Consider the following 22,358-nt stretch of genomic DNA (forward strand, 5'->3'; position numbering starts at 1 on the left):
AACTCAATACTGAAACAGTGAATGCCGCCGCGGCGGCATTCTTTTTTAACAAATTAGTGCAAGCCAAGACGAATCAGTTCAACCGGTTCGAATTTACCTTCGCAACCTTCTACTTCCACCGTTTTGCTACGGCGCAGTTGCGCAGGGTTTAGCCCCTCGGCGTGAATAGCGACGATTTTGCCGGTGCGGCCAGTGCCATTAATCATCACGCGCGTCCCGGTGGTGATAGCGTTACGATTACGATCATACGTCATCATGGTAGTTTCTCCTTATTGAAATCCGCAAAACGAAACGGGGCAGAAGATGTCCCCGAAATGGACGCCTTATAAATACGCCCCTGAGCCGATGAGTTTTTGTTTTTGATCAAAGTCACACTTTTTTGCGCGAAAAAATGTGACCTGGCGGAGATAAGAAGGGAGAAACGTTATTCTTCGCTGAACCAGTCGCGATTTTCCTGGCGGATGGTCTTCACTGACTCGCTAATTTCCTGCAAATGCAGCGTCATAGCACGATCAACGGCGTCAGCATCGCGTTTTTCCAGCGCGGCGAAAATATCCATATGCTGGCGCAGCAGCATCTCCGGCGGCGAAACATGATCAAGGCTCATATAGCGCACGCGGTCGATGGTAGCCTTGATGTTTTCGATAGTGTCCCACGCCAGTTGGCAGTCGGCGATCAGTGCCAGTTTGTGGTGAAAGTTATCGTCCAGCTCGAAAAAGTCATTCAGTTGCTTACGCTCAATAGCGGTACGCTGCTGATTAAGATTTTGCTCCAACTGGTAACAGGCGCTGTCGTCAATCATCGACGCAGCGCGGCGGGCGACGGCACATTCAATGGCCTGGCGAACAAAGCAGCCATTACGTACCTGCGTCATGGAGATTTTATTGACGTAGCTACCGCGCTGCGGGCGGATTTGGATCAGCCCGTTTTCTGCAAGCTTAATAAAGGCTTCGCGTACTGGCTGGCGTGAAACGTCAAACCGCACCGACACCTCTTTTTCGGACAGCGGCGTGCCCGGTGGGATCAGGCAATGGACGATGTCCCGCCGTAAAATGCGGTAGATTTGTTGATTGACGGGTTGTGTAGGGTTGAGTTGCGTTTCAGCGGCCATTCGCTCTTACTTTTTAAAGGGTTAACCTGTCTACCATACCATTAATTTGGCGTGCATCCCATACCCGGCCCGCAGGCCGGGCGGGAGAATTACCCTTCGCGGTGTACGCTAAGACCGGCATATGTCTGGCTTACAGGCATCATTTCGAGGGTGTTGATATTGACATGCTTCGGCAGTGTGGCAACCCACCACACCGCTTCGGTAACGTCTTCCGGCGTCAGCGCAGTGGTGTTCTCGTAAGTTTTCCCGGCTTTCGCGTCATCGCCTTTAAAGCGCACATTCGAAAACTCGGTGCCACCCACCAGGCCTGGCTCGATATTGGTCACGCGCACGGCGGTGCCGCTGAGGTCGGTACGCAAGTTCAGGCTGAATTGCCGCACAAAAGCTTTGCTCGCGCCGTAGACGTTACCGCCTGCATAGGGCCAGTTCCCCGCAGTAGAACCGATGTTGATCACGTGGCCGCGATTACGTTCAACCATGCCCGGCAGCACCGCGCGCGTCATATACACCAGGCCTTTATTGTTGGTGTCGATCATGGTTTCCCAGTCGTCGACATTCGCTTTATGTGCTGGCTCCAGACCTAACGCCAGGCCTGCGTTGTTAACCAGTACATCTATATTGCGCCACGCGGCGGGCAGGGCAGAGATAAACTCGTCAATCGCCGCGCGGTTACGGACATCCAACTGTGCGGTATAGAGGTTATCGCCCAGTTCGTCCTTCAGCTCCTGCAAACGCTCCTGACGGCGGCCTGTGGCAATCACTTTATGGCCGTTCTGAATAAAACGGCGTGTAATACCTTCGCCAAAACCCGCAGTTGCCCCGGTAACCAGAATAATCATCTCACTGTTCCTCAACGCTTTTTGTGGTGTCGCGACATAGCATGCACCGCTTTATAGCGGTAACACAACTTATCCCGCATACAGTGTGGCAAAAAACGCAGACTAATGCGCGAAAGCAGAGAAATGATTGCGATGCGCGCGGCGGATGCCTACTCTGAGATGAATTACCGCATTCAGGAGCGAAATATGTCGGTCACTAATCCTTTCTTTTCTGCCAGCACATTGCCTTACCAGGCTCCGCCTTTCGATACGATTACCCAGGAGCACTACCGCCCAGCGTTTGATGAAGGCATTCGGCAAAAACGCGTTGAAATCGCCGCTATCACACAAAACCCGGCGCCAGCGGATTTCGACAACACCCTGCTGGCGCTGGAACGCAGCGGCGCGCTGCTCACGTATGTCACCAGCGTCTTTTTTGCCATGACATCAGCCCATACCAATGACTTTTTACAGCAGTTGGACGAGGCGTTTTCTACCGAGCTGGCTGAGCTGGCGAACGATATTTATCTCGACGACGCCCTGTTTGCCCGCGTGGAAGCGGTATGGAAGCAGCGCGACGCGCTGTCTCTGGATGCAGAATCCTTGCGTCTGGTGGAAACCACCTATCAACGCTTTATGCTGGCGGGCGCAACACTGAGTGTGCAGGACAAAACCACGCTGAAAGCGTTGAACACCGAATCAGCCACCCTGACGAGCCAGTTTAACCAGCGGCTGTTGGCGGCGGACAAAGCCGGCGGGTTGGTGGTGGATTATGCCCATCAGCTTGATGGTTTGAGTGCAGAAGAGATGGCTTTTGCTGCCGAGGCAGCAAAAGCCAAAGGGCTGGAAAACCGCTGGTTGTTGTCGTTGTTGAATACCACACAGCAACCGGCACTGGCGGCTTTGCGCGATCGCCAGACGCGTGAAAATCTGTTTAACGCGAGCTGGCTGCGAACGCAAAAAGGGGATGCCAACGACACCCGCGCTATTGTGTTACGCCTTGTGCAATTACGCGCTAAGCAAGCGAAACTCCTTGGGTTTGCCGATTTTGCCAGCTGGAAGATTGCCGATCAGATGGCGGCAACGCCGCAGGCGGCGCTGGACTTTATGCGTAATATCGCGCCCGCCGCGCGAGCCCGTGCCGAGCGAGAGCTGGCCGATATCCAGCAGGTCATCGATACGCAGCAGGGCGGTTTTACCGCGCAAGCCTGGGATTGGGCGTTTTATGCCGAGCAGGTGCGTTTGGCGAAGTATTCGCTGGATGAATCACAAATCAAACCGTACTTTGCGCTCAATACCGTACTTACCGACGGTGTTTTCTGGGCGGCGAGCGAGCTGTTTGGCCTTCGCTTTACTGAACGGTTTGATATTCCTGTCTATCACCCGGATGTTCGCGTATGGGAAATTTTTGACGCGGATGGTGCCGGGTTAGCGTTGTTCTACGGTGATTTTTTCGCTCGCGACTCAAAAAGCGGTGGTGCGTGGATGGGCAACTTCGTCGAGCAGTCCACGCTCAACGGCACACAACCGGTGATTTACAACGTCTGTAATTACCAGAAACCTGCGGCCGGTCAAGTGGCGTTGCTTTCCTGGGACGACGTCATCACTTTGTTCCATGAATTTGGTCACACCCTGCATGGGCTATTCGCCAGCCAGCGCTACGCCAGCCTCTCCGGCACCAATACGCCGCGTGATTTTGTCGAGTTCCCGTCGCAAATCAATGAGCACTGGGCCAGCCAGCTGCAGGTGTTTACGCGCTATGCCCGTCATCATCAGAGCGGTGAGCCGATGCCGGACGCACTGCGCGAGAAAATGTTACGCGCCACGCAGTTTAATAAAGGTTACGACATGACCGAACTGTTGAGCGCCGCGCTGCTGGATATGAACTGGCATGCGCTGGCAGACGGCGAGAATGTAAGCGATGTGGAGAGCTTTGAGGCGCAAGCGCTGCGCAAAGAGCATCTCGATTTGGCCACGGTTCCGCCGCGTTATCGCAGCAGTTATTTTGCCCATATTTTCGGCGGCGGTTATGCGGCGGGTTATTACGCTTATCTGTGGACGCAAATGCTGGCAGACGATGGCTACCAGTGGTTTGTGGAGCAGGGCGGTTTAACGCGTGAAAACGGGCAGAAATTCCGCGAGGCGATTTTGTCGCGTGGCAACAGCGAAGATCTGGCGGCGCTTTACCGCCAGTGGCGTGGTCACGATCCTGAGATAGAACCGATGCTAAAAAACCGGGGATTGAGTGAATAGCGCGAGAAAATTGCTTTAAAAACTTACATAACCCGCTGGAGCATTGACCTGAATATGCCCGGCAAATAACGTGGACGTGGTGATGAATCCCCCTGCGCGGAGGGGCTACCAGTCATACCTTTTTGGGGTGAAAGCGGGTTCTGCGGGCTGGAGCAGGCTCACCGGGAGGCACCCGGCATCACCGTAATCTGCATCGCCAGAGGCTTTTTTTTCTTAAAGGCCTCTGGCGTTTTTCTTAAATCACCACGGCTCAAATCCCTGTTTTTACCCATTTCATTTATTAAATTGTGGGCGAGTTCACACTTCCTGGCGTAGCGTTATCCTTCTCATTAAGCCAAATTAAAGAACCTGATTTTACAGCTTAACATTCTGTGGCATTACGCAGGCATTGAGAAAGTGGCTGTGCTAATGTCGAGTGCTATTTAAGCAACTGAGGTAACCGACATGACCAAAAATGTAGTGGTAATACGCGCCGGTGGTAAGGTTGAAAACGTGACCGTGGAAGATAATGCAAAATCGGTCACGTTTAAAAATGAGCAAAGCTCTTTTCTGGAAATCCCAATTGAACCCTGGGAACTGGACGGAGAAACCTTCCTCGTTGCCCGATTTTCTGACCTTGTCAGCCAGCAGGAAACTGAACAAGCCATCCGGAAATTCTACTGATCAACAACCGCCTGTGGGCGGTTTTTTTATGCAGTACGCGAGGTGTAAATGGCAAATGAACGTGAAGTCTCAGAGGCCGCGACGAAAACGGTCAGCACACAGGATAGCGCCTTATCGCATCTGGTCTCCTGCGCCAATCTTGGCGCAGGTATGGTGGTGACGTTGGTTGTCGGCGGCCAGGTGGTGGCGGGTGAACTCGTTTCCGGGCAGGAATATGCGTTATATACCGCGAAATCTATTCGATCTATTCAGGGGGATGATGCGTCGCTGAAAAATTCCATCGCGCTTTTCTTTGATGATCTGGCTAATGATTATCGCGTTGAAGAAGGTCACGATATTCCGCTTAATTATTTACATATTAAAGATCCGTCGTGGATGACGGGAAATGGCGGTTGGACGAGCGTAAAAGGGACAATATTACGCGTACATATTGCTAAAGTGAGCGGCTTTTCTTTAGGGAAAGCGAAAAATGCCTGAATTAAGGTAATTAAAAGGGCCTCAAATGAGGCCCTTCCTATAACACTTGTTTTGGCCACCGCCTTCTTCGGAGTACGGGTATACAGGATCTGGCTGTAAGTCTTGCGCCACAAACCGAGCAAATGGCCCCATGAGGCATGCGTTGACCCGGGCAGAATGTGGTAAATAAAAACTTTTGGCTGCTGCAAACCGGGCATTTAAATTTGATATTGGGGATAACCCCTCCGGCCTGTGAAATGGAGATCCGACGTTATCACAAACTTTATACGTCGAAAGATATATCTTCTGTAATTTCAATAGCAAAAGAGAATTTTCAGCAGAAAAACGTTTCGATGAAACCCGTTTCAGCTGTGAAGCGAGCGGGCGGCGTTCTCCGCTTGTTTAGGTTTTATTGAGGAAAGCAGTGCTAGATTGGTTAGCAGTCCGTTAACCTGCCGTTTGAGTTAGCGCGTAGAACAATAGCAATCTATCCATGCAAGCATTGACCGCCTTTTAAGGGCGGTTTTTTTTTGCCTGTTTGTCCTGGACGTACAAAAAGAAATGGCCCCTTACGTTTTTTCGCAAGGGGCCATATCGGCGGGGGATTATCAGCGATCATCAGTCATCCCATTTGTGGCTGAAATAAGCAGCAAGGAACCCGGAAAAAAGGATAACGCCCAGTACTGCGATAAAAACATGCATATTTGCCATTGTGCTAACTCTCCCTTTAATTAACCAATTTGCCTCTCTAGCCTTAATTGGTGGCTGCGATGGAGAAATAATAGCCAGGTAAATATTAATAAAAGATGAACCGTGTTAATTATTTCGCGATAACGGTAAATTTTTTGCGGTAGGCCGCCGGAGATATTCCACGCTGCTGCTGAAAATGGTGGCGCAGTGAAGCCGCAGTGGCGAATCCACTGTGCCCGGCAATCAGCTCAATGCTCATTCGTGAGTGAATCAGTAAATCCTCAGCCCGGCGTAATCGTTCCTGCAAAATCCAGCGTGCGGGGGTGGTTCCGGTTGATTCTTCGAAACGGCGCAAAAACGTACGTGGGCTCATGCCCGTTTGTTTCGCCAGCGACGCCACCGTGTGGTTGCCTGCTAAGTGTTGATGAAGGAAATCGAACAACTGTCCCAACTGGCGACTCTCACGCGTGCGGGCAACCGGGCGCTGAAGCTGCTGGGTTTGCGAGCCATCCCGGTGCGGCTGCACCACCAGACGCCGGGCGACATTATTAGCGACGTCAATACCAAAATCTTCGCGCACGACGTGCAGGCACAAATCAATCCCTGCCGCGCTGCCCGCCGAAGTCATCACATTCCCTTCATCGTAATAGAGTGCGTCATCCAGCACGATAATCGACGGATAGGCTTCCCGTAGCATGTCCGTATAGCGCCAGTGCGTTGTCGCTTTGCGACCGTTAAGCAAACCGGCCGCGGCCAGCACAAACACCCCGGAACAGATGGAGATCACGCGACAGCCGCGCTGCCAGGCATTGTACAGCGCGTTGCATAATGCGGGCGGTACGGGCATCTGCGCGCCGCGCCAGCCGGGAACCACAATGGTGTCTGCGTTGTCGAGTAGCTCCAGCCCGCCTTGCGCCATCACACGGATACCGCCCGTCGCCCGTAATTCACCTTCATCCACTGCGGCAACGGTAAAGGTGTACCAGTTATCGCCAAGCTCCGGGCGCGGTAAACCGAAGATCTCAGTGGCGACGCCAAATTCAAAAGTACACAGCCCATCATAAGCAAGCGCGACCACACGATGGCGGACAGGAGCATGTCGTGAAGTTGTCATTATCCTGGTGTTATCTGGCATAGAAGGGGGCAGTGAGGTTGTCCTGTGTTAGTTAGATTAGTGTTAACACAAACAAGGAGAAAAGACGATGAGCTACGTAAGCAATATCCCCGCTGCATCGCCGGAAGAGGCCGCCAGCCATTTCCAGCACCGCCTGAGCGTAGAAACCGACTGCGCCGATGTCCATCACGCTATTACCCATCACGAGCAGGATTTTGTGTTATTGCATGTGGTCGGCAGTGCACAGAGTTTTGCCCGCCGTCACCTGCCGGGGGCGGTGCATTTGCCACATAGCATGATGACCGCAGAACGCATGGCCCGCTGGCCTGCGGATACGCTGTTTGTGGTCTATTGTGCCGGACCGCACTGCAATGGTGCCGATCGCGCTGCGCTGAAACTGGCGCGCCTGGGGCTGGCGGTTAAAATCATGATTGGTGGCATCACCGGCTGGGAAGATGAAGGTTTTACTTTTGCCAGCGGCGAAAGCGAAGCGGGCTTCTGATCCTTTTATTCATCTTTCACGGTGACATGTTGAATTTTTCTCATGTGCCGTGAAATTTTCTCGGTTGCTGCTTTTCCTGCCCTATGACATTTTGTTTGGATGTTTAGCCGTCCAGAAGTCTAAAAATTCAAATAATGAATTATCACGTCGGGAAATCATTTCCCGGCGCAGAGGAGAGTAATATGCAGCGACATCAGGCCCCATTCCGTGCAGACGTAGTCGGCAGTTTCTTGCGTCCGGACGCCATCAAGCAGGCGCGTCAGCAGTTTGCACAGGGCGAAATCAGCGCTCAGCAATTGCGCAGCGTTGAAAATGACGCGATTCGCCAGGTGGTTGAGCAACAATGTGCTTGCGGTTTGCATGTCGTTACCGACGGCGAGTTCCGTCGTGCATGGTGGCATTTTGATTTCTTCGACGGTCTCGAAGGCGTGGAACGCTACGACTCCGATAAAGGTATTCAGTTTAACGGTGTACAAACCAAAGCCCACGGCGTGCGCGTCACCGGTAAATTACGCTTTGGCGATCACCCAATGCTGGAAGATTTTCGTTATCTGAAAAGCATCAGCGGCACCGCGCAGCCTAAAATGACCATTCCCAGCCCAAGCGTGCTGCATTTTCGCGGGGGGCGTAAAGATATCGACGTCACGGTTTATCCGCAGCTTGATGCCTACTTTGACGATCTGGCGACCACCTGGCGCGATGCGATCCACGCGTTCTATGCCGCAGGCTGCCGCTATCTGCAACTGGATGATACGGTTTGGGCTTATCTCTGCTCCGACGACCAGCGCCGACAGATCCGCGAACGTGGCGACGATCCCGATGAACTGGCGCGCATTTATGCCCGTGTGATTAACAAGGCGCTGGAAGATAAACCGGACGATTTAACCATCGGTCTGCATGTATGCCGCGGTAATTTCCGTTCCACCTGGATCTCCGAAGGTGGTTACGAGCCCGTCGCGGAAGTGCTGTTCGGTAGCGTGAACGTTGATGCGTTCTTCCTCGAATATGACAACGACCGTTCCGGCGATTTCGCGCCATTGCGTTTTGTCCGACCGGGCAAACAGCAGGTAGTGCTGGGGCTTATCACCACTAAAAATGGCGAACTGGAAAACCCGGAAGGGGTAAAAGCGCGTATTCAGGAAGCGGCGACGTTTGTCGATATCAACCAGCTTTGCCTCAGCCCACAGTGCGGCTTTGCTTCCACCGAAGAGGGCAACACGATCACGCCTGCCCAGCAATGGGACAAAGTGCGGCTGGTAACGAAAATCGCCGAACAGGTATGGTAAATAAAAACGGCGCACTGAGCGCCGTTTTTTTATTATTGCGCCTGCAACCTGCCAAGGGGCCGAGCCTGCATCCCTTTGAGCATCATCAGCCACGCCACAACAATGGTCACCATCAGGATGATAAACAGTGATGCGGCGGGCAGTGTGGTCAGGATAACCCCGGTAAGTAACGGGTTCATTGCCGCGCCCAGCCAGCCCAACGCCTGCGCCGAAAAGTAGGTCGCTTTCATTCCCGACGGCGCGATGTTATCGATCAGCATGTATTCACCGGGGGCGTAGATCACTTCTCCCAGCGTAAACACTGCGGCGGAAAGCCCCCAAAGCCACAAGTTATCGCCGGATAACATAAAACCGATAAGGCCAATAACGAAGCTGAAGGTGCCCATTGCCATCGCCGGGCGCAGGTTGGAGGCCGTCAGTTTGCGACCAACGGCGTACTGCAACGTGACCACAATCGCGGCGTTGACCGGCAGCACGACGGCCACCACACGTTCGGCAAACTCGCTGCTGGCGACCGTCATCACATATTGTGACAGGCAGGAAGCAAACGAACCGGCGACAAACGAGGCGAGAAAATTCGATAAGGTAAACCAACCGAGCGCTTTATCTTTCAGCAAGACGGAGGGATTCCACGCAACCGGGCTATCGAGGCTTTCACCAACCGCGACGCGGCGAACAAACAGCTGAATAAAGACCAGCGGAAAGGCGGCACAGATAGCCGCCAGCCAGAACGGCAAGTTAATGCTCTGCATTACCAATAATGTGCCGAGCGGCGGACCGACGGTCCAGCCGACATTGAGCACGGTGTAGTTGAGCGAGAAAATTTTCGCTTTCGCTATGGGCGCCAACGTATCGGCAAAGTAAGCCTTCAGTACGGTGGAAAACACGGAGTAAGCGCAGTTAATCAGGGCAAAAAACAGCACCACCAATCCGGCATGGTGTGAGAGCGGGATTGCGGCGAAACCGGCAATAAAGGCGACAATCGCCAGCAACATATAGCGCTTTTTATCGAATTTATCTGCCAGCATGCCGAAGCCGAGGCTGAACACTACGCCGATAGTGAGCGCGATAGACATCGCATAACCGACCTGATCGACCGCCATCCCGTACTGGCGATTAAGGTAGATGGTCATAAACGGCAGCGTGGCGCCGCGTCCGATGGTTAATAAAAGTGAAGAGGCCAGTAAAGCGGTGGTGGAGCGTGTTTGCTTGGTGGTCATGTTCCTGCCCGACATGCTGTTGTTATATTTTTTTGTGATGTATACAGCTTTAACATGCATAAAGTGTGATGTACAACCGCAGTTTTGTCGGCAAATGCCCAAACTGACCTACCTGAATTGATGATCTGTCGCTGTTCAATTTTTTGCGTTAACGTAAATTGTTTACAAAAGTTGAAAAAACAAGGGCGAAGAATGGCGCGTAAAGATGTCCTGCTGGCGATGCTGGTAGTTGTAGCGTGGGGGCTGAATTTTGTGGTGATCAAAGTTGGCCTGCACAATATGCCGCCGTTGATGCTGGCCGGGTTACGCTTTGTGCTGGTGGCCTTTCCGGCCATTCTGTTCGTTGCTCGACCCAAGGTGCCGCTGCGTTTGTTGCTGGGCTACGGCCTGACGATCAGCTTCGGGCAGTTCGCTTTTCTGTTTTGCGCGATCAAGTTTGGTATGCCCGCAGGGCTGGCGTCATTGGTGTTACAGGCGCAGGCGTTTTTCACCATTATTCTCGGCGCGGGCGTATTTGGTGAACGTTTACAGTTAAAACAACTGGTCGGCATCACGCTTGCGGTGCTGGGCGTGCTGGTGCTGATTGAGTCCAGCCTGAATGGACAGCATGTTCCGCTGCTGGGGTTCCTGTTGACGCTGGCGGGGGCGTTTAGCTGGGCCTGCGGCAACATCTTCAATAAAAAAATCATGCAGCACAGCTCGCGTCCGGCGGTAATGTCGCTGGTGGTCTGGAGCGCGCTGATCCCCATCGTGCCGTTTATGGTCGCCTCGCTGGTTTTCGACGGCCCGGCGTTGATGCTGCAAAGCGTGGTCAGTATTGATTTAACGACGCTATTGTCGCTGGTCTATCTGGCGTTTATTGCCACGATTCTGGGATATGGCATTTGGGGAACGTTGCTGGGTCGCTACGAAACCTGGCGTGTTGCGCCGCTGTCACTGCTGGTGCCGGTGGTCGGCATGGCGAGTGCTGCGTTATTGCTGGGAGAAACGCTTTCAATGTTACAACTGGTCGGTGCCGTGCTGGTGATGGCGGGGCTGTATATCAATGTGTTTGGTTTTCGTCTGCGTCGGGCGGTACGCGCTTAAGCATAAAAAAAGCCCCGCTTAATGCGGGGCAAGACGTTTAGCTGCGCTGATGATAATACGGCACACCTAATGCGTCGGATTTGTCGCTACCCACGCCCATATGGTTAAAATCAAAAGGCGATGTCTGTTGGGCGGTGGGTAAAATCATCGCGTCACGGTTGTTCTGCTGTGCGGGATGATTAACTTGCTCCGCATAACTCTGGCCGGATAACAGCACCATCAGGGTGACAGCGGCACAGGCGATACGTTTCATACTTTCCTCGATACGTCTTTTACTACAGGCGATTAAATTAACAAGCGTGATTCAGCGGGAACAGATACCGGGACTCTGCCGGAATATCCGTCACGCGGAATTTATGCGGCGGCACGTCGAAATAGTTCTTAAACGTGCGCGTTAAGGTTTGTTGCGATTCAAACCCGTAACGCTCTGCCAGATACAGGATCGGCTCATTACTTCCCTTGAGCTTTTGCGCAATTTCCGTCAGCTTGCGGCTGCGAATGTACTGGCCCAGCGAATGACCAGTCTCTTTTTTAAACATCCGTTGCAGGTGCCACTTGGAGTAACCAGAACGCTCTGACACTTTTTCCAGCGACAGCGGCGATTCCAGGTTGTCCTCGATCCAGTCCAAAATGCTATGAATAGTGATAGCGTCAGTATTGCGTCTGGACATCGTCATACCTCTTTGTTTTTTTACGGCAAAATTTTCTTGAGCAAATACTCAAGGGTTGCCACTTCTTCTGTCGTTAAGTTTTTGGTTAATTCCTGGTGCAGGTTATGCCCTACTAATTGATGACATTGCTCACACAGCGCCGCGCCTTCGGCGGTTAACCGCACCAGCACGCCGCGCTTGTCATTCGGATTCGGGTTACGTTCGATCCAGCCTTTGCAAACCAGCCTGTCCAGCATGCGGGTCAGGGCACCGAGATCGACGGAAAGCACTTTTTTCAGTTCTACCGGGGTGATACACACTTCGCAGCGGATAGAGCAGAGCACCTTAAACTGGGTGGCGGTGATATCCAGCGGCGACAGGTAATCATTAAGTAAACGATCTTTTTTCTGGTTAACCATGTGGATCAAGCGGCCAAGAGGAATGATGTCGTTAAATAGATCATTCGTGCTTTTCACAATGGTTGCCCCGGCAAGTAGATTAGTCACGGCAGATATTATTGCTCAGGCAAATATAAGTCAACCGAATGAATTCACCGATGCCACTATTTGCTAAAACGTTTCATGTCAGGAAAAAAATCCCTTCGTAACTCACTGAAAGTAATTATTTTATAAAGACATGAGTTGCGTGTGGGCATGCCATTGCCGCCGCGTTATGGCTATACTGGCGAGGTTTTGACCTTGCAAGGAGTGACCGTCAGATGCTGGAACTATTTAAAGTCATCGGCCTTGGGCTGGTGGTATTGCTACCGCTGGCAAACCCGTTAACGACTGTGGCGCTGTTTTTAGGGCTGGCGGGCAATATGAACAGCGCGCAGCGTAACGAGCAGGCGCGAATGGCCTCGGTTTATGTCTTCATTATTATGATGGTGGCGTACTACGCAGGCCAGGTGGTGATGAACACCTTCGGGATCTCCATTCCGGGATTGCGCATTGCCGGTGGATTGATTGTGGCCTTTATCGGTTTTCGCATGCTGTTTCCGGCGCAAAAGCCACATGAATCACCCGAAGTGAAAACCAAGTCAGAAGAGTTGGAAGAGGAACCCGGCGCGAATATCGCTTTTGTACCGCTGGCCATGCCGAGCACTGCCGGGCCTGGCACTATCGCTATGATCATCAGTTCCGCCTCGACTATTCGCCACGGCACCGAATTTCCCGAGTGGGTCATCACCGTTGCGCCAACGCTGATTTTTGCCATTGTGGCGCTGATTTTATGGATCAGCCTGCGCAGTTCCGGGGCAATTATGCGGCTGGTGGGTAAGGGCGGTATTGAGGCCATTTCACGGCTGATGGGATTTCTGCTGGTCTGTATGGGTGTGCAATTTATCATTAATGGCGTGCTGGAAATCATCACCACTTTTCATGCCGGAGCCTGATGCGCACATTTCTCTTCTGCTTGATCGTGGCGCTGGTTGCGCTAACCGGCTGTCAGCAACGCCCCGGCGCACAACCGCCGCTGGCGCAAAAAAGCTTCACTGAATATCAACGGCAAACGCGTGATTTTGTCGCCGCGCACCGGGCTTTTCAGACGCTGGACAAAGAGAGCGAACTGCGGCTCAACACACCACAGGAATGGCGTCCGGCTAAGCCCGCGCACAAAGGCATTTTGCTGATCCACGGTCTGGGCGACGGGCCAGGATCGTTTGTGGATATTGCCCCCGAACTGGCAAAACAGGGCTTTCTGGTGCGCACCGTGCTGTTACCCGGTCATGGCACACGGCCTGCGGATCTGCTGGATGTCGATGTTTCTCAGTGGCGGCAAGTGGTGCGTGAGCAGGCCGATATTCTGGGTAAAGAGGTTGATACCCTTTGGCTCGGCGGTTTTTCCACTGGCGGGAATCTGGCGCTGGAATATGCGATGGCGCATGACAACGTGCAGGGGCTATTGCTGTTTTCCCCGGCGTTTAAATCCAGTACCGGTTACGATTTTCTCGCCCCGACGGTGGCGCTGTTTCGCGACTGGTTGCGCCCGCCGAGCGCCGTTTTTCCGCAGCAAATTGCCACCCGCTACTTACGAGTGCCGACCAACGGTTTCGCCCAGTTCTGGCGTACCAGCGCCAGCGCGCAGCGACTGCTTGCGCGTAAGTCGTGGACAAAACCGACGCTACTGGTGTTAACCGAGCATGATTCGGTGCTCGATACCCGCTGGATCCTTGATCATTTCGACCGCAACTTCACCCACCCCGCCAGCCGCGTAATTTGGTACGGCACGCCGCCGCCGGAAGCCGCGAAAATGCCGCGCTTACGCGTGAAGCCGGATTACGTACCGCAGGAGCGCATCAGCCAGTTTTCCCATATGTCGGTGCTCTTTTCGCCGCTTAACCCGCTGTACGGGCGCAAAGGCAGCGTACTGCTCTGTGCGAATGGTCAGTCAGAAGAGGCGGCAAAGCGTTGTCTGGCGGGGCAAGAGGTGTGGTATTCAGACTGGGGGCTGGTAGAGGCGAACAAAATTCATGCTCGCCTGACGTGGAACCCGTGGTTTGACTGGCAAACCACGGTGATGGATGAAGTTATCTCTACCGCACGGTAACCGCGCGGTTTAAACGTGGCTGGCGTGGGTTTGCTCTTCCAGTTTCACCGGCCAGCGGCGGAAAATCACCACCGCCCACACCAGCGCGGCAATCGCCGGGATCGCCCCGGCGTAGCCAATCACGTTCATCGACCAGTGCAGGCTTATCTGATTGCCGACCAGCGCGCCCGCGCCGATACCAATGTTAAAAATTCCGGAAAACAGCGACATTGCGACATCGGTAGCATCCGATGCCAGCGCCAGCACTTTTACTTGCATGCCAAGGCCGATAATCATAATCGCAATGCCCCATACCACGCTCAGCATCGCCAGATGCATTTCGCTACCGGAGGCGGGCAGCATCATCACCAGCGAAATCACCAGCAAACCAATCGCGCTGCACACCAGGCCAGAGGCGTGCTGGTTCCCCAGTTTGCCGAAGAGCAGGCTACCGATAATCCCCGCGCCGCCAAGCACTAACAGCAGCAGCGTGGCGAAATTAGCGCTAAAGCCGGCCACGTTTTGTACGAACGGCTCAATGTAGCTGTAAGCCGTGTAATGCGCGGTAACCACCACCACGGTGAGCAGGTAGATGCACATCAACGCCGGACGACGGAACAGCACCGGCAGGCTTTTCAGCGAACCGGAATGTTCACTCGGCAGCGGTGGCAGCAATTTCACCAGACACACCAGCGTGACCAGCGCACCCATACCGATGGCGAAAAAGGTGGTGCGCCAGCCGAAATATTGCCCGACGATACGACCCATCGGCAGCCCGAGCACCATTGCCAGCGCGGTGCCGGTAGCGAGCAGACTCAACGCCTGCGCGCCTTTACCGGCAGGCGCCAGGCGAATGGCCAGCGAAGCGGTAATCGACCAGAAGATCGCATGGGCGAAAGCAATGCCGATGCGGCTTAGCACCAGCACCTCAAAACTCCATGCCAGGAACGACAACACATGGCTGGCGATAAACAGCACAAAGAGCGCAATCAACAACTTACGGCGCTCAATCTGGCTGGTCAGCAGCATAAAGGGCAGCGACATTAACGCCACAACCCAGGCATAGATGGTCAACATGATCCCCACCTGCGCGGTTTCCATGTCGAAGCTCTGCGCGATATCCGACAGCAAACCCACAGGCACGAATTCGGTGGTGTTGAAAATAAATGCGGCGATAGCAAGCGTCACTACCCGCAGCCACGCAACTTTTCGTGAAACGGTATTCGTAGTCATAAGGGTATTTGGGGTTGGTTGGGAAAAAGAAGAGAGGGCGATCTTACTGCCTTTACTGGCGAAAATACAAACATTTTGTGATGTAGATCTCACTTTCTATCCATATGAAAAATACCTGTTGCAACGTTTCCCAATAGCGCTCAAAAACAGAAGACAAAAAGAGGAAATGCTATGCAAACCATCGATTTCTATATGGTCGACGCCTTTAGCGACCGCACTTTTGGCGGTAATGCCGCCGCCGTCTGTCCCCTGACTGAATGGTTAGCGGATGATGTGCTGCTTCGCATGGCGCAGCAGCATAACCAGTCCGAAACCGCTTTCTTCGTGCGTAACGACAGCGGTTTTGAGCTGCGCTGGTTCACCACGCAAGATGAGATCAATCTTTGCGGCCACGCGACACTCGCCGCCGCCCACGTGATCTTTGAATATCTGGATTACCCGGACACCGAAATCCTCTTCACCACCCGGTTTGTGGGCGAACTTAAAGTGAGCCGCAACGGCGACTGGCTGACGCTGGATTTCCCGGCCTGGTCGACACAAGTGGTAAGCCCGGTTCCGGCGCTGCTGCTGAAAACGCTGGGCATTGAAAGCGCCAAAGAAGTGCGCGTGGCGCGGGATTATCTGGTGGTGCTGGAAAATCAGGCGCAGGTAGAAGCCTTAACGCCGGATATCGCGGCAATGAAACCGCTTGGCAAAATGGTCTGCGTGACCGCGCCCGGTGAGAACGTTGATTTTGTCAGCCGTTTTTTCTGCCCAGGCGAAGCGGTGGCGGAAGATCCGGTGACCGGTTCGGCGCACAGTATGTTGATCCCGTACTGGGGCGAAAAACTGGGTAAAAACAGCCTACAGGCGCGGCAGGTTTCCGCGCGCGGCGGCGATTTACGCTGTGAATGGCGCGGCGATCGCGTATTGATTGGCGGTCAGGCAACGCTCTATCTGCTGGGCAAAGTGTTCTTACGCTAAACACAGCCCGGCATTGTTTCGCCGGGCCGATTTCTTCCTGCTTTCTTCCTGCAATGTGCAGACGCAGACATCACTTCAACACCATCGCGGTTTACAGTCACGGACATAGCAAACCCATTGCCGGTTAACGGCGTCAGTTACGGCAAGCGGGCGATATTCGCTTTGATAACCTCTGCGGAGTGGTTGAATTTCGCCACTTCGTCACCTTCCAGTTGCAGTTCAATAATCTGTTGAACCCCGTTTTGCGCCAGCACAGCCGGTACGCCAATCGCCACGTCGCTGACGCCATATTCCCCGTCCAGAATGCAGGAGATCGCCAGCGCGCGGTGGCTGCCGGTGAAAATATTGCGGCAGATCTCGGCAATGGTTCCGGCAATGCCGTACTCCGTACAGCCTTTACGGGCGTAAATCTCAAAGCCGTGGCGGCGCACTTTGTCCGCCAGCGCGTCGACATCCAGCCGCTGGCCGGTTTTGCGCCGGTAAACATCGGCAATCGGCGAACCATATACCGACGAATGCGACCACACCGGGAACTGGGTGTCACCATGTTCGCCGAGGATAAACGCATCAATACTTTGCGCGCCAATATCCAGCGCCTGTGCCAGTGCGCGGCGTAAGCGGGTGGTATCCAGCCAGACGCCGGTGCCAATCACCTGGTTGCGCGGCAGCCCGGAAAGTTTCCACACCTGCCAGGTAATGATGTCGCACGGGTTGGTTGCCACCAGAAAAATACCGTTAAAGCCGTTTGCCATCATGGAAGGCACGATATTTTTAACAATACGCGCAGTGTTGGTCAGTTCATCAAGGCGCGTTTGTCCTGGTTTTAACGCGCCGCCGGAAACAGTGATCACCGCAATATCCACATCCGCACACTCTTCAACCGGGCGGGTGGAAATGGTCATCATACCGGGCATATAGGCTGCGGCATCTGCCAGGTCCTGGGCGTGACCTTCCACCCGTTTCTGGTCCAGATCCACGAGAATTAACTCTTCACAAATGTTCTGGTTCAGTAGGGCGTAAGCGGCAGACGCGCCGACATTGCCTGTGCCGATAATCATCACTTTCCGGGCTTTGGTGTTCATGGATATTCCATTTTCTGCATCGTATGTTGCGTAAGGTACAACCTATATTCTTCAGAGTGCAACGTCAGGAGGCGTAGCTATAGGTTATTCATATGACAGTGGTGGCAAGTTCTTGTTTATTTTTAACAGACTAATAACAAGGAGTTTGCTATGTACCGCATTGTTGATGCCACGGCCACACAACCGGATCTGATTGCCCTGATCGAAGCCCTGGACGCCTACCAGAGCGCACTTTACCCGGCGGAAAGTAACCATTTGATTGATTTAGCGGCATTACCCGCCGGGACGCTGATTTTGCGAAAAATTGTGCATCACGACGAGGCTGTCGGCTGTGGTGCGGTGGTGTTGAACGGCGACGGCAGCGGCGAGATGAAGCGGGTGTTTATCGATCCTCGCCATCGCGGCCAGCAACTGGGGGAAAAATTAATTGCCGCGCTGGAGCAGGCCGCCGCCGGACAATCGTGTCATACCTTGCGGCTGGAAACCGGCATTGAACAGCATGCTGCGGTGAAACTGTATCAGCGCTGCGGTTATCAAATGTGTGAAGCTTTTGCGCCGTACAACGCCGATCCGCTGAGTATTTTTATGCACAAGGCGCTGGTTGTGGAGCCGCATTCAACAGGGCAATAAACGCTTCCAGATGGCGGGTTTTCGCGTCGCGCCGCCACACCAGCCAGGTCGTGAGCCAGCGCCAGTTCTCCGCCAGCGGCCAGGCTTCCACCTGGTGATGACCAGGCATGCTTTCCAGCATACTGCGCGGCATCAGCGCCAGGCCCGCCCCGGCAATGACGCAGGCCAGCATGCCGTGATAAGACTCCATCTCATGAATTTTTCCCGGTGTGGCGCGATCGGCGTGAAACCAGCTTTCGAAATGGCGACGGTAAGAGCAGTTGGCGCGAAACGCGTAAATGCTGGCACCGTTCACCTGAGCCGCATGGGTAATCACTTCATGACCGACAGGCGCGACGATCATCATCTCTTCGCGGTAAACCGGAATGCCTTCCAGGCCAGGATGCATAATCGGGCCGTCAACAAACGCCGCACTCAGCCGCCCCTCCAGCACGCCATCGATCATGGTGCCGGAAGGGCCGGTAGCGAGATCGAACTGAATGCGCGGATAGCGCTGGTTGTACTGTGCCAGCGTCGCCGGAATGCGCACCGCGGCGGTGCTTTCCAGCGCGCCGAGCGAAAACAGGCCTTGCGGCTCATCACCGGCGACCACCATGCGCGCTTCATCGACCAGCGCGAGGATCTGCTGGCTGTAGCGCAAAAAACTGTGCCCGGCGGGAGAAAGGCGCAGGCGCTGGTTTTCGCGGATAAACAGATCCACGCCAAGATCGGACTCCAGTTGGCGAATGCGCGTCGTCAGATTCGACGGCACACGGTGCACCTTCTGCGCCGCCTGGGTAATGCTGCCGGTCTGCGCTACGGCGTTAAACATTTCAAGCTGGGTTAAGTCCATGCCATTCTCTCTTCGTGAACGGTGAAGTTAATATTATTCAGTTTTAAGAAATAACAAATTGCGCCATTCTTGCGCAAGTCCTGAACCTATTTAGCGGAGTATGTATGCCTATTTCCTCAACGACGCACGCGCTTTCCATCAACCCGGCAACCGGAGAAACCCTGCGTGCAACGCCGTGGGCCAGCCATGAAGAGGTTGATACGGCAATTGAACTGGCGGCCAGCGGTTACCGCCAGTGGCGGCTGTTGCCGGTTACCGAACGCGCGGAAAAATTACGTCACCTCGGCGAAGCTTTGCGTAAGCGCGGCGAAGAGATGGCGCAGATGATCCGCCTGGAGATGGGCAAACCGATTTTGCAGGCCCGTGCGGAAGTGAACAAATCTGCCGCGCTCTGTGACTGGTACGCAGAACACGGCCCGGCAATGCTGGGCAGTGAGCCAACGCAGGTTGAGCAGCAGCGTGCCACCATTGAATACCGCCCGCTGGGGCCGATTCTGGCGGTGATGCCGTGGAACTTCCCGCTGTGGCAGGTGCTGCGCGGTGCAGTGCCGATCCTACTGGCGGGCAACAGCTATTTGCTAAAACATGCGCCAAACGTGCTGGGTTGCGCGGCGTTGATGGGCGAGATTTTCGCCGAAGCCGGGATGCCGCAAGGCGTTTTTGGTTGGGTGAACGCCACCAACGACGGTGTGAGTCAGGCGATTAACGATCCGCGCATTGCCGCCATTACCGTGACCGGCAGCGTGCGTGCCGGAGCGGCTATTGGCGCGCAGGCCGGGGCGGCGCTGAAAAAATGTGTTCTGGAGCTGGGCGGTTCTGATCCTTTTATTGTGCTCAATGATGCGGATCTTGAACTGGCGGTCAAAGCCGCTGTGGCAGGACGTTACCAGAATACCGGGCAGGTTTGCGCCGCTGCGAAACGGTTTATCGTTGAAGAGGGCATTGCGCAGGCCTTTACGGAGAAATTTGTTGCTGCCGCCGCCGCGTTAAAACAGGGTGCGCCGGACGTGGAAGAGAACTACCTGGGGCCAATGGCGCGCTTTGATCTGCGCGATGAACTGCATGCGCAGGTCGAAGCCAGCATCAAAGAGGGCGCAACGCTACTGCTGGGCGGTGAGAAAACGGCGGGCGAAGGGAATTACTACCCGGCCACCGTGCTGAGCGGTGTTACACCCGCCATGACCGCGTTTCGCCAGGAGTTGTTTGGCCCGGTCGCGGCGATCGCGACGGCCCGCGATGCACAGCATGCGCTGGAGATGGCGAACAACAGTGATTTCGGCTTGTCCGCCACCGTCTTTACCGCCGATCCTGCGCAGGCGCAGCATTTTGCCGAACATCTTGAGTGCGGAGGCGTGTTTATCAACGGCTACAGCGCCAGCGATGCCCGTGTGGCCTTTGGCGGCGTGAAAAAGAGTGGTTTTGGCCGCGAGCTTTCGCACTTCGGCCTGCATGAGTTTTGCAATATCCAGACGGTGTGGAAAGATCGTCTGTAAGCCAAACGCGCCCCGGCGGGGCGCGTCACTGCTGGCTGTCATGGACCTGTCATGATCCTTTTGTAGACTCACGGCAACTTTGTGGTTATAGAAGAATATCATGAACTTAAAGCAAATTTCCCGCCGTATTTTGCGGCGTATTTCTCCACGACAGTTTGGTTTGCTCGCCGGGATTTTCTGCATCATCGGGTTATTTTCAGCGCTGCAAATCGCCTCCTCGTTTGTCCTTTCCGCGTCGCTACGCAGCGCACAGCATAATGAACAACTCAACCAACAAACGCACCTGCAACAGGTGCGGGTCGATGAAGCGCGCATTGCGCTCCTGACCGCAAGCGATCTGCTCAACCGGGCAGGCGTCTATTTTATGCAGGATAAAGAGACCGGCTCGGAAGGGAGCTGGCACAGCCTGATGGATGAAACCCACAAAGCGCTGGAGACCTCGCAAAAAGCCTGGCAAGCATGGCTGGCGCTCAACCCACCTAAAGACGACGCGCTGATCAACAGCTATCAGCTCTTTTACGGTGCGCTGAAAGAGCAGGCCGACGGGCTGGTGAAAACTCAGTCTATTGACGCTTTCTTTGCCGTGCCTGCGCAGGCGTTTCAGGCGGATTTCAATGACAACTATGCCCGTTTCCAGCAGACCAGCGAAGCGCGCGCCGAACAGGGACGCCAGGCGTTGATGAATAACCTTGCGCAATTGCAGCATGTGTTTGTGCTGGTGCCTGCGCTGCTGGTGGTGATTGCGGTGCTGGTCTGGTTTGCCATGTCGCGCTGGGTGATTACGCCGCTGCGCAACTTGATAGCGCATATCAATATTCTGGCGGCAGGCGATCTGGGCACGCCATTACCACCTGTTAAACGTTTTAACCGTGAAATTGACCAGCTCGGCCTCAGCATTGGTACCATGCAGCAGGGGTTGCAGCAACTGGTGATGCAGGTCAGCGACGCCACTTCGTCGATGGTCAGTACCATTCGTAGCCTGGCTGAGGGTAACCAGTCGCTGTATCAGCAGTCAGCGAAACAGGCGCAAGAGCTAACGGATGTGACCGAACATATCGCCACGCTGGAATCGCATGTCGAAGGCAATACCGGCTTTGCCGAGCAGGCACGTAAACAGGCCGATGAGGCGCGGGAAGTAGCCGCCGGTGGCGATCGAATGATGGATACGGTGAATCAATCGATGCGCGAGATTGTCGAGCGCTCGGCGGAGATGCGCAACATTGTGGCGATGATTGATGGCGTCGCTTTCCAGACTAATATTCTGGCGCTGAACGCGGCGATTGAAGCGGCGCATGCGGGCAACCACGGTCGCGGTTTCGCAGTGGTGGCGAAAGAAGTGGGGTTGCTGGCGCGCAAGAGCAGCCACTCCACGCAAACCATTCAGCAATTGATCAACCACTCATTGCAGGGTATCAATGACGGCACTCACGCGGTGAGCCGCCTCGAAGATAACCTGCAGCAAGTGACCGGGCTGGTCGGGCATTTAAGCGGCGTCCTGAGTGAAATTTCTGCCGCCACGCTCAGCCAGGGCGACAGCATTCACAAAATGACGCGCCGCCTGCACTCACTCAACAATGTTGCCCGCCGCACTGGCGAACTGGTCTCGACCGCAACCGAAGCCTCCGAAAAGCTGCACAACGATTCCCATCAGTTGATGCAAGCGGTTGCGCGTTTTCGACTTCCTGCCTGACGCAATTCATTCGCCTCTGTTATACTCGCAGGCCATTTTTGGCCTGTGGGCAAGGAGTCA

At 54.4% G+C, this 22,358-nt stretch carries 24 protein-coding genes; 12 read left to right on the plus strand and 12 right to left on the minus strand.

Annotated features, from left to right (window positions below; translation table 11 throughout):
• Positions 1-53: 53 nt before the first annotated feature.
• From ydfZ to ydfG, 3 genes are all read right to left on the minus strand, one after another.
• Complete coding sequence (gene ydfZ / locus ACFX4O_RS06440) at positions 54-257, minus strand: putative selenium delivery protein YdfZ (RefSeq protein WP_017456687.1); 204 nt, start codon at positions 255-257, stop codon at positions 54-56.
• A gap of 167 nt (positions 258-424) precedes the next feature.
• Positions 425-1,111 (minus strand): GntR family transcriptional regulator, encoded by a 687-nt coding sequence (locus tag ACFX4O_RS06445; RefSeq protein WP_131411243.1) that lies wholly within the window; start codon positions 1,109-1,111, stop codon positions 425-427.
• Positions 1,112-1,200: 89 nt separating this feature from the next.
• On the minus strand, positions 1,201-1,950 hold the full coding sequence (ydfG, locus tag ACFX4O_RS06450) for a bifunctional NADP-dependent 3-hydroxy acid dehydrogenase/3-hydroxypropionate dehydrogenase YdfG (RefSeq protein ID WP_131411241.1): 750 nt from the start codon (positions 1,948-1,950) through the stop codon (positions 1,201-1,203).
• Between the two features lie 186 nt (positions 1,951-2,136).
• Here ydfG and dcp point away from each other — a divergent pair, with 186 nt between their 5' ends.
• From dcp to ACFX4O_RS06465, 3 genes are all read left to right on the plus strand, one after another.
• Positions 2,137-4,182, plus strand: a complete 2,046-nt coding sequence (dcp, locus tag ACFX4O_RS06455; protein WP_380207796.1) for a peptidyl-dipeptidase Dcp — start codon at positions 2,137-2,139, stop codon at positions 4,180-4,182.
• A 444-nt stretch (positions 4,183-4,626) separates the two neighbouring features.
• The gene (locus ACFX4O_RS06460; RefSeq protein ID WP_007374905.1) at positions 4,627-4,845 is read left to right on the plus strand and encodes a hypothetical protein; all 219 of its coding nucleotides are present in this window, start codon (positions 4,627-4,629) and stop codon (positions 4,843-4,845) included.
• Between the two features lie 48 nt (positions 4,846-4,893).
• The gene (locus tag ACFX4O_RS06465) at positions 4,894-5,322 is read left to right on the plus strand and encodes a hypothetical protein (protein WP_131411239.1); all 429 of its coding nucleotides are present in this window, start codon (positions 4,894-4,896) and stop codon (positions 5,320-5,322) included.
• A gap of 597 nt (positions 5,323-5,919) precedes the next feature.
• Here the strand turns inward: ACFX4O_RS06465 and mgtS are convergent.
• Positions 5,920-6,012, minus strand: a complete 93-nt coding sequence (mgtS, locus tag ACFX4O_RS06470; protein WP_131411237.1) for a protein MgtS — start codon at positions 6,010-6,012, stop codon at positions 5,920-5,922.
• 109 nt (positions 6,013-6,121) lie between these two features.
• The gene (ftrA, locus tag ACFX4O_RS06475; RefSeq protein ID WP_380207797.1) at positions 6,122-7,126 is read right to left on the minus strand and encodes a transcriptional regulator FtrA; all 1,005 of its coding nucleotides are present in this window, start codon (positions 7,124-7,126) and stop codon (positions 6,122-6,124) included.
• Between the two features lie 67 nt (positions 7,127-7,193).
• Here ftrA and ACFX4O_RS06480 point away from each other — a divergent pair, with 67 nt between their 5' ends.
• The gene (locus ACFX4O_RS06480; RefSeq protein ID WP_380207798.1) at positions 7,194-7,607 is read left to right on the plus strand and encodes a rhodanese-like domain-containing protein; all 414 of its coding nucleotides are present in this window, start codon (positions 7,194-7,196) and stop codon (positions 7,605-7,607) included.
• A 182-nt stretch (positions 7,608-7,789) separates the two neighbouring features.
• Positions 7,790-8,893, plus strand: coding sequence for a cobalamin-independent methionine synthase II family protein (locus tag ACFX4O_RS06485; RefSeq protein WP_380207799.1), 1,104 nt, complete (start codon positions 7,790-7,792; stop codon positions 8,891-8,893).
• Positions 8,894-8,925: 32 nt separating this feature from the next.
• Here the strand turns inward: ACFX4O_RS06485 and ydeE are convergent, their stop codons facing one another.
• Positions 8,926-10,113, minus strand: coding sequence for an efflux MFS transporter YdeE (gene ydeE, locus ACFX4O_RS06490; RefSeq protein ID WP_380207800.1), 1,188 nt, complete (start codon positions 10,111-10,113; stop codon positions 8,926-8,928).
• A 192-nt stretch (positions 10,114-10,305) separates the two neighbouring features.
• On the opposite strand from ydeE, the gene eamA reads away from it, so the two are divergent.
• Entirely contained in the window at positions 10,306-11,199 is an 894-nt protein-coding gene (gene eamA / locus ACFX4O_RS06495) for an O-acetylserine/cysteine exporter (RefSeq protein ID WP_131411227.1), read from the plus strand.
• A 37-nt stretch (positions 11,200-11,236) separates the two neighbouring features.
• On the opposite strand, the gene marB is transcribed toward eamA, so the two are convergent.
• From marB to marR, 3 genes are read right to left on the minus strand one after another with little or no spacing between them, the layout of a single operon-like run.
• The gene (marB, locus tag ACFX4O_RS06500; RefSeq protein WP_016496174.1) at positions 11,237-11,452 is read right to left on the minus strand and encodes a multiple antibiotic resistance protein MarB; all 216 of its coding nucleotides are present in this window, start codon (positions 11,450-11,452) and stop codon (positions 11,237-11,239) included.
• Positions 11,453-11,489: 37 nt separating this feature from the next.
• Positions 11,490-11,870 (minus strand): MDR efflux pump AcrAB transcriptional activator MarA, encoded by a 381-nt coding sequence (marA, locus tag ACFX4O_RS06505; protein ID WP_016496173.1) that lies wholly within the window; start codon positions 11,868-11,870, stop codon positions 11,490-11,492.
• Positions 11,871-11,890: 20 nt separating this feature from the next.
• Complete coding sequence (gene marR / locus ACFX4O_RS06510; RefSeq protein WP_016496172.1) at positions 11,891-12,325, minus strand: multiple antibiotic resistance transcriptional regulator MarR; 435 nt, start codon at positions 12,323-12,325, stop codon at positions 11,891-11,893.
• A gap of 242 nt (positions 12,326-12,567) precedes the next feature.
• On the opposite strand from marR, the gene ACFX4O_RS06515 reads away from it, so the two are divergent.
• A complete protein-coding gene (locus ACFX4O_RS06515; RefSeq protein ID WP_131411225.1) occupies positions 12,568-13,242 on the plus strand; it encodes a MarC family NAAT transporter in 675 nt (224 codons plus the stop codon).
• Positions 13,242-14,396, plus strand: a complete 1,155-nt coding sequence (locus tag ACFX4O_RS06520; protein ID WP_380207801.1) for an alpha/beta fold hydrolase — start codon at positions 13,242-13,244, stop codon at positions 14,394-14,396. The genes ACFX4O_RS06515 and ACFX4O_RS06520 overlap by 1 nt, the downstream gene beginning before the upstream one ends.
• 9 nt (positions 14,397-14,405) lie before the next feature.
• On the opposite strand, the gene ACFX4O_RS06525 is transcribed toward ACFX4O_RS06520, so the two are convergent.
• Positions 14,406-15,608 (minus strand): sugar transporter, encoded by a 1,203-nt coding sequence (locus tag ACFX4O_RS06525; RefSeq protein WP_380207802.1) that lies wholly within the window; start codon positions 15,606-15,608, stop codon positions 14,406-14,408.
• A gap of 171 nt (positions 15,609-15,779) precedes the next feature.
• On the opposite strand from ACFX4O_RS06525, the gene ACFX4O_RS06530 reads away from it, so the two are divergent.
• Positions 15,780-16,571, plus strand: a complete 792-nt coding sequence (locus tag ACFX4O_RS06530; protein WP_380207803.1) for a PhzF family phenazine biosynthesis protein — start codon at positions 15,780-15,782, stop codon at positions 16,569-16,571.
• Between the two features lie 137 nt (positions 16,572-16,708).
• Here the strand turns inward: ACFX4O_RS06530 and ACFX4O_RS06535 are convergent, their stop codons facing one another.
• Positions 16,709-17,653 (minus strand): L-lactate dehydrogenase, encoded by a 945-nt coding sequence (locus tag ACFX4O_RS06535; RefSeq protein WP_131411217.1) that lies wholly within the window; start codon positions 17,651-17,653, stop codon positions 16,709-16,711.
• 150 nt (positions 17,654-17,803) lie between these two features.
• Here ACFX4O_RS06535 and ACFX4O_RS06540 point away from each other — a divergent pair, with 150 nt between their 5' ends.
• Positions 17,804-18,283, plus strand: coding sequence for a GNAT family N-acetyltransferase (locus ACFX4O_RS06540; protein ID WP_380207804.1), 480 nt, complete (start codon positions 17,804-17,806; stop codon positions 18,281-18,283).
• Here the strand turns inward: ACFX4O_RS06540 and ACFX4O_RS06545 are convergent.
• A complete protein-coding gene (locus tag ACFX4O_RS06545) occupies positions 18,237-19,115 on the minus strand; it encodes a LysR substrate-binding domain-containing protein (protein WP_380207805.1) in 879 nt (292 codons plus the stop codon). The genes ACFX4O_RS06540 and ACFX4O_RS06545 overlap by 47 nt on opposite strands.
• Before the next feature lie 104 nt (positions 19,116-19,219).
• Between ACFX4O_RS06545 and sad the strand changes: the two genes are divergently transcribed.
• Together sad and ACFX4O_RS06555 are read left to right on the plus strand one after the other, a co-directional pair.
• The gene (gene sad / locus ACFX4O_RS06550) at positions 19,220-20,608 is read left to right on the plus strand and encodes a succinate-semialdehyde dehydrogenase (protein ID WP_380207806.1); all 1,389 of its coding nucleotides are present in this window, start codon (positions 19,220-19,222) and stop codon (positions 20,606-20,608) included.
• Positions 20,609-20,708: 100 nt separating this feature from the next.
• Positions 20,709-22,298 (plus strand): methyl-accepting chemotaxis protein, encoded by a 1,590-nt coding sequence (locus tag ACFX4O_RS06555; RefSeq protein WP_380207807.1) that lies wholly within the window; start codon positions 20,709-20,711, stop codon positions 22,296-22,298.
• Positions 22,299-22,358: the final 60 nt, after the last annotated feature.

The organism is Kosakonia sp. YIM B13571 (genome assembly GCF_042788095.1).
GTDB classification, from domain to species: domain Bacteria; phylum Pseudomonadota; class Gammaproteobacteria; order Enterobacterales; family Enterobacteriaceae; genus Kosakonia; species Kosakonia quasisacchari.

What these genes read in the sequence shown, in the direction of transcription:
- ydfZ (WP_017456687.1), bottom strand. Translation starts at nt 257, where the DNA reads ATGATGACGTATGATCGTAATCGTAACGCTATCACCACCGGGACGCGC.
- ACFX4O_RS06445 (WP_131411243.1), bottom strand. Translation starts at nt 1,111, where the DNA reads ATGGCCGCTGAAACGCAACTCAACCCTACACAACCCGTCAATCAACAA.
- ydfG (WP_131411241.1), bottom strand. Translation starts at nt 1,950, where the DNA reads ATGATTATTCTGGTTACCGGGGCAACTGCGGGTTTTGGCGAAGGTATT.
- dcp (WP_380207796.1), top strand. Translation starts at nt 2,137, where the DNA reads ATGTCGGTCACTAATCCTTTCTTTTCTGCCAGCACATTGCCTTACCAG.
- ACFX4O_RS06460 (WP_007374905.1), top strand. Translation starts at nt 4,627, where the DNA reads ATGACCAAAAATGTAGTGGTAATACGCGCCGGTGGTAAGGTTGAAAAC.
- ACFX4O_RS06465 (WP_131411239.1), top strand. Translation starts at nt 4,894, where the DNA reads ATGGCAAATGAACGTGAAGTCTCAGAGGCCGCGACGAAAACGGTCAGC.
- mgtS (WP_131411237.1), bottom strand. Translation starts at nt 6,012, where the DNA reads ATGGCAAATATGCATGTTTTTATCGCAGTACTGGGCGTTATCCTTTTT.
- ftrA (WP_380207797.1), bottom strand. Translation starts at nt 7,126, where the DNA reads ATGCCAGATAACACCAGGATAATGACAACTTCACGACATGCTCCTGTC.
- ACFX4O_RS06480 (WP_380207798.1), top strand. Translation starts at nt 7,194, where the DNA reads ATGAGCTACGTAAGCAATATCCCCGCTGCATCGCCGGAAGAGGCCGCC.
- ACFX4O_RS06485 (WP_380207799.1), top strand. Translation starts at nt 7,790, where the DNA reads ATGCAGCGACATCAGGCCCCATTCCGTGCAGACGTAGTCGGCAGTTTC.
- ydeE (WP_380207800.1), bottom strand. Translation starts at nt 10,113, where the DNA reads ATGACCACCAAGCAAACACGCTCCACCACCGCTTTACTGGCCTCTTCA.
- eamA (WP_131411227.1), top strand. Translation starts at nt 10,306, where the DNA reads ATGGCGCGTAAAGATGTCCTGCTGGCGATGCTGGTAGTTGTAGCGTGG.
- marB (WP_016496174.1), bottom strand. Translation starts at nt 11,452, where the DNA reads ATGAAACGTATCGCCTGTGCCGCTGTCACCCTGATGGTGCTGTTATCC.
- marA (WP_016496173.1), bottom strand. Translation starts at nt 11,870, where the DNA reads ATGTCCAGACGCAATACTGACGCTATCACTATTCATAGCATTTTGGAC.
- ACFX4O_RS06515 (WP_131411225.1), top strand. Translation starts at nt 12,568, where the DNA reads ATGCTGGAACTATTTAAAGTCATCGGCCTTGGGCTGGTGGTATTGCTA.
- ACFX4O_RS06520 (WP_380207801.1), top strand. Translation starts at nt 13,242, where the DNA reads ATGCGCACATTTCTCTTCTGCTTGATCGTGGCGCTGGTTGCGCTAACC.
- ACFX4O_RS06525 (WP_380207802.1), bottom strand. Translation starts at nt 15,608, where the DNA reads ATGACTACGAATACCGTTTCACGAAAAGTTGCGTGGCTGCGGGTAGTG.
- ACFX4O_RS06530 (WP_380207803.1), top strand. Translation starts at nt 15,780, where the DNA reads ATGCAAACCATCGATTTCTATATGGTCGACGCCTTTAGCGACCGCACT.
- ACFX4O_RS06535 (WP_131411217.1), bottom strand. Translation starts at nt 17,653, where the DNA reads ATGAACACCAAAGCCCGGAAAGTGATGATTATCGGCACAGGCAATGTC.
- ACFX4O_RS06540 (WP_380207804.1), top strand. Translation starts at nt 17,804, where the DNA reads ATGTACCGCATTGTTGATGCCACGGCCACACAACCGGATCTGATTGCC.
- ACFX4O_RS06545 (WP_380207805.1), bottom strand. Translation starts at nt 19,115, where the DNA reads ATGGACTTAACCCAGCTTGAAATGTTTAACGCCGTAGCGCAGACCGGC.
- sad (WP_380207806.1), top strand. Translation starts at nt 19,220, where the DNA reads ATGCCTATTTCCTCAACGACGCACGCGCTTTCCATCAACCCGGCAACC.
- ACFX4O_RS06555 (WP_380207807.1), top strand. Translation starts at nt 20,709, where the DNA reads ATGAACTTAAAGCAAATTTCCCGCCGTATTTTGCGGCGTATTTCTCCA.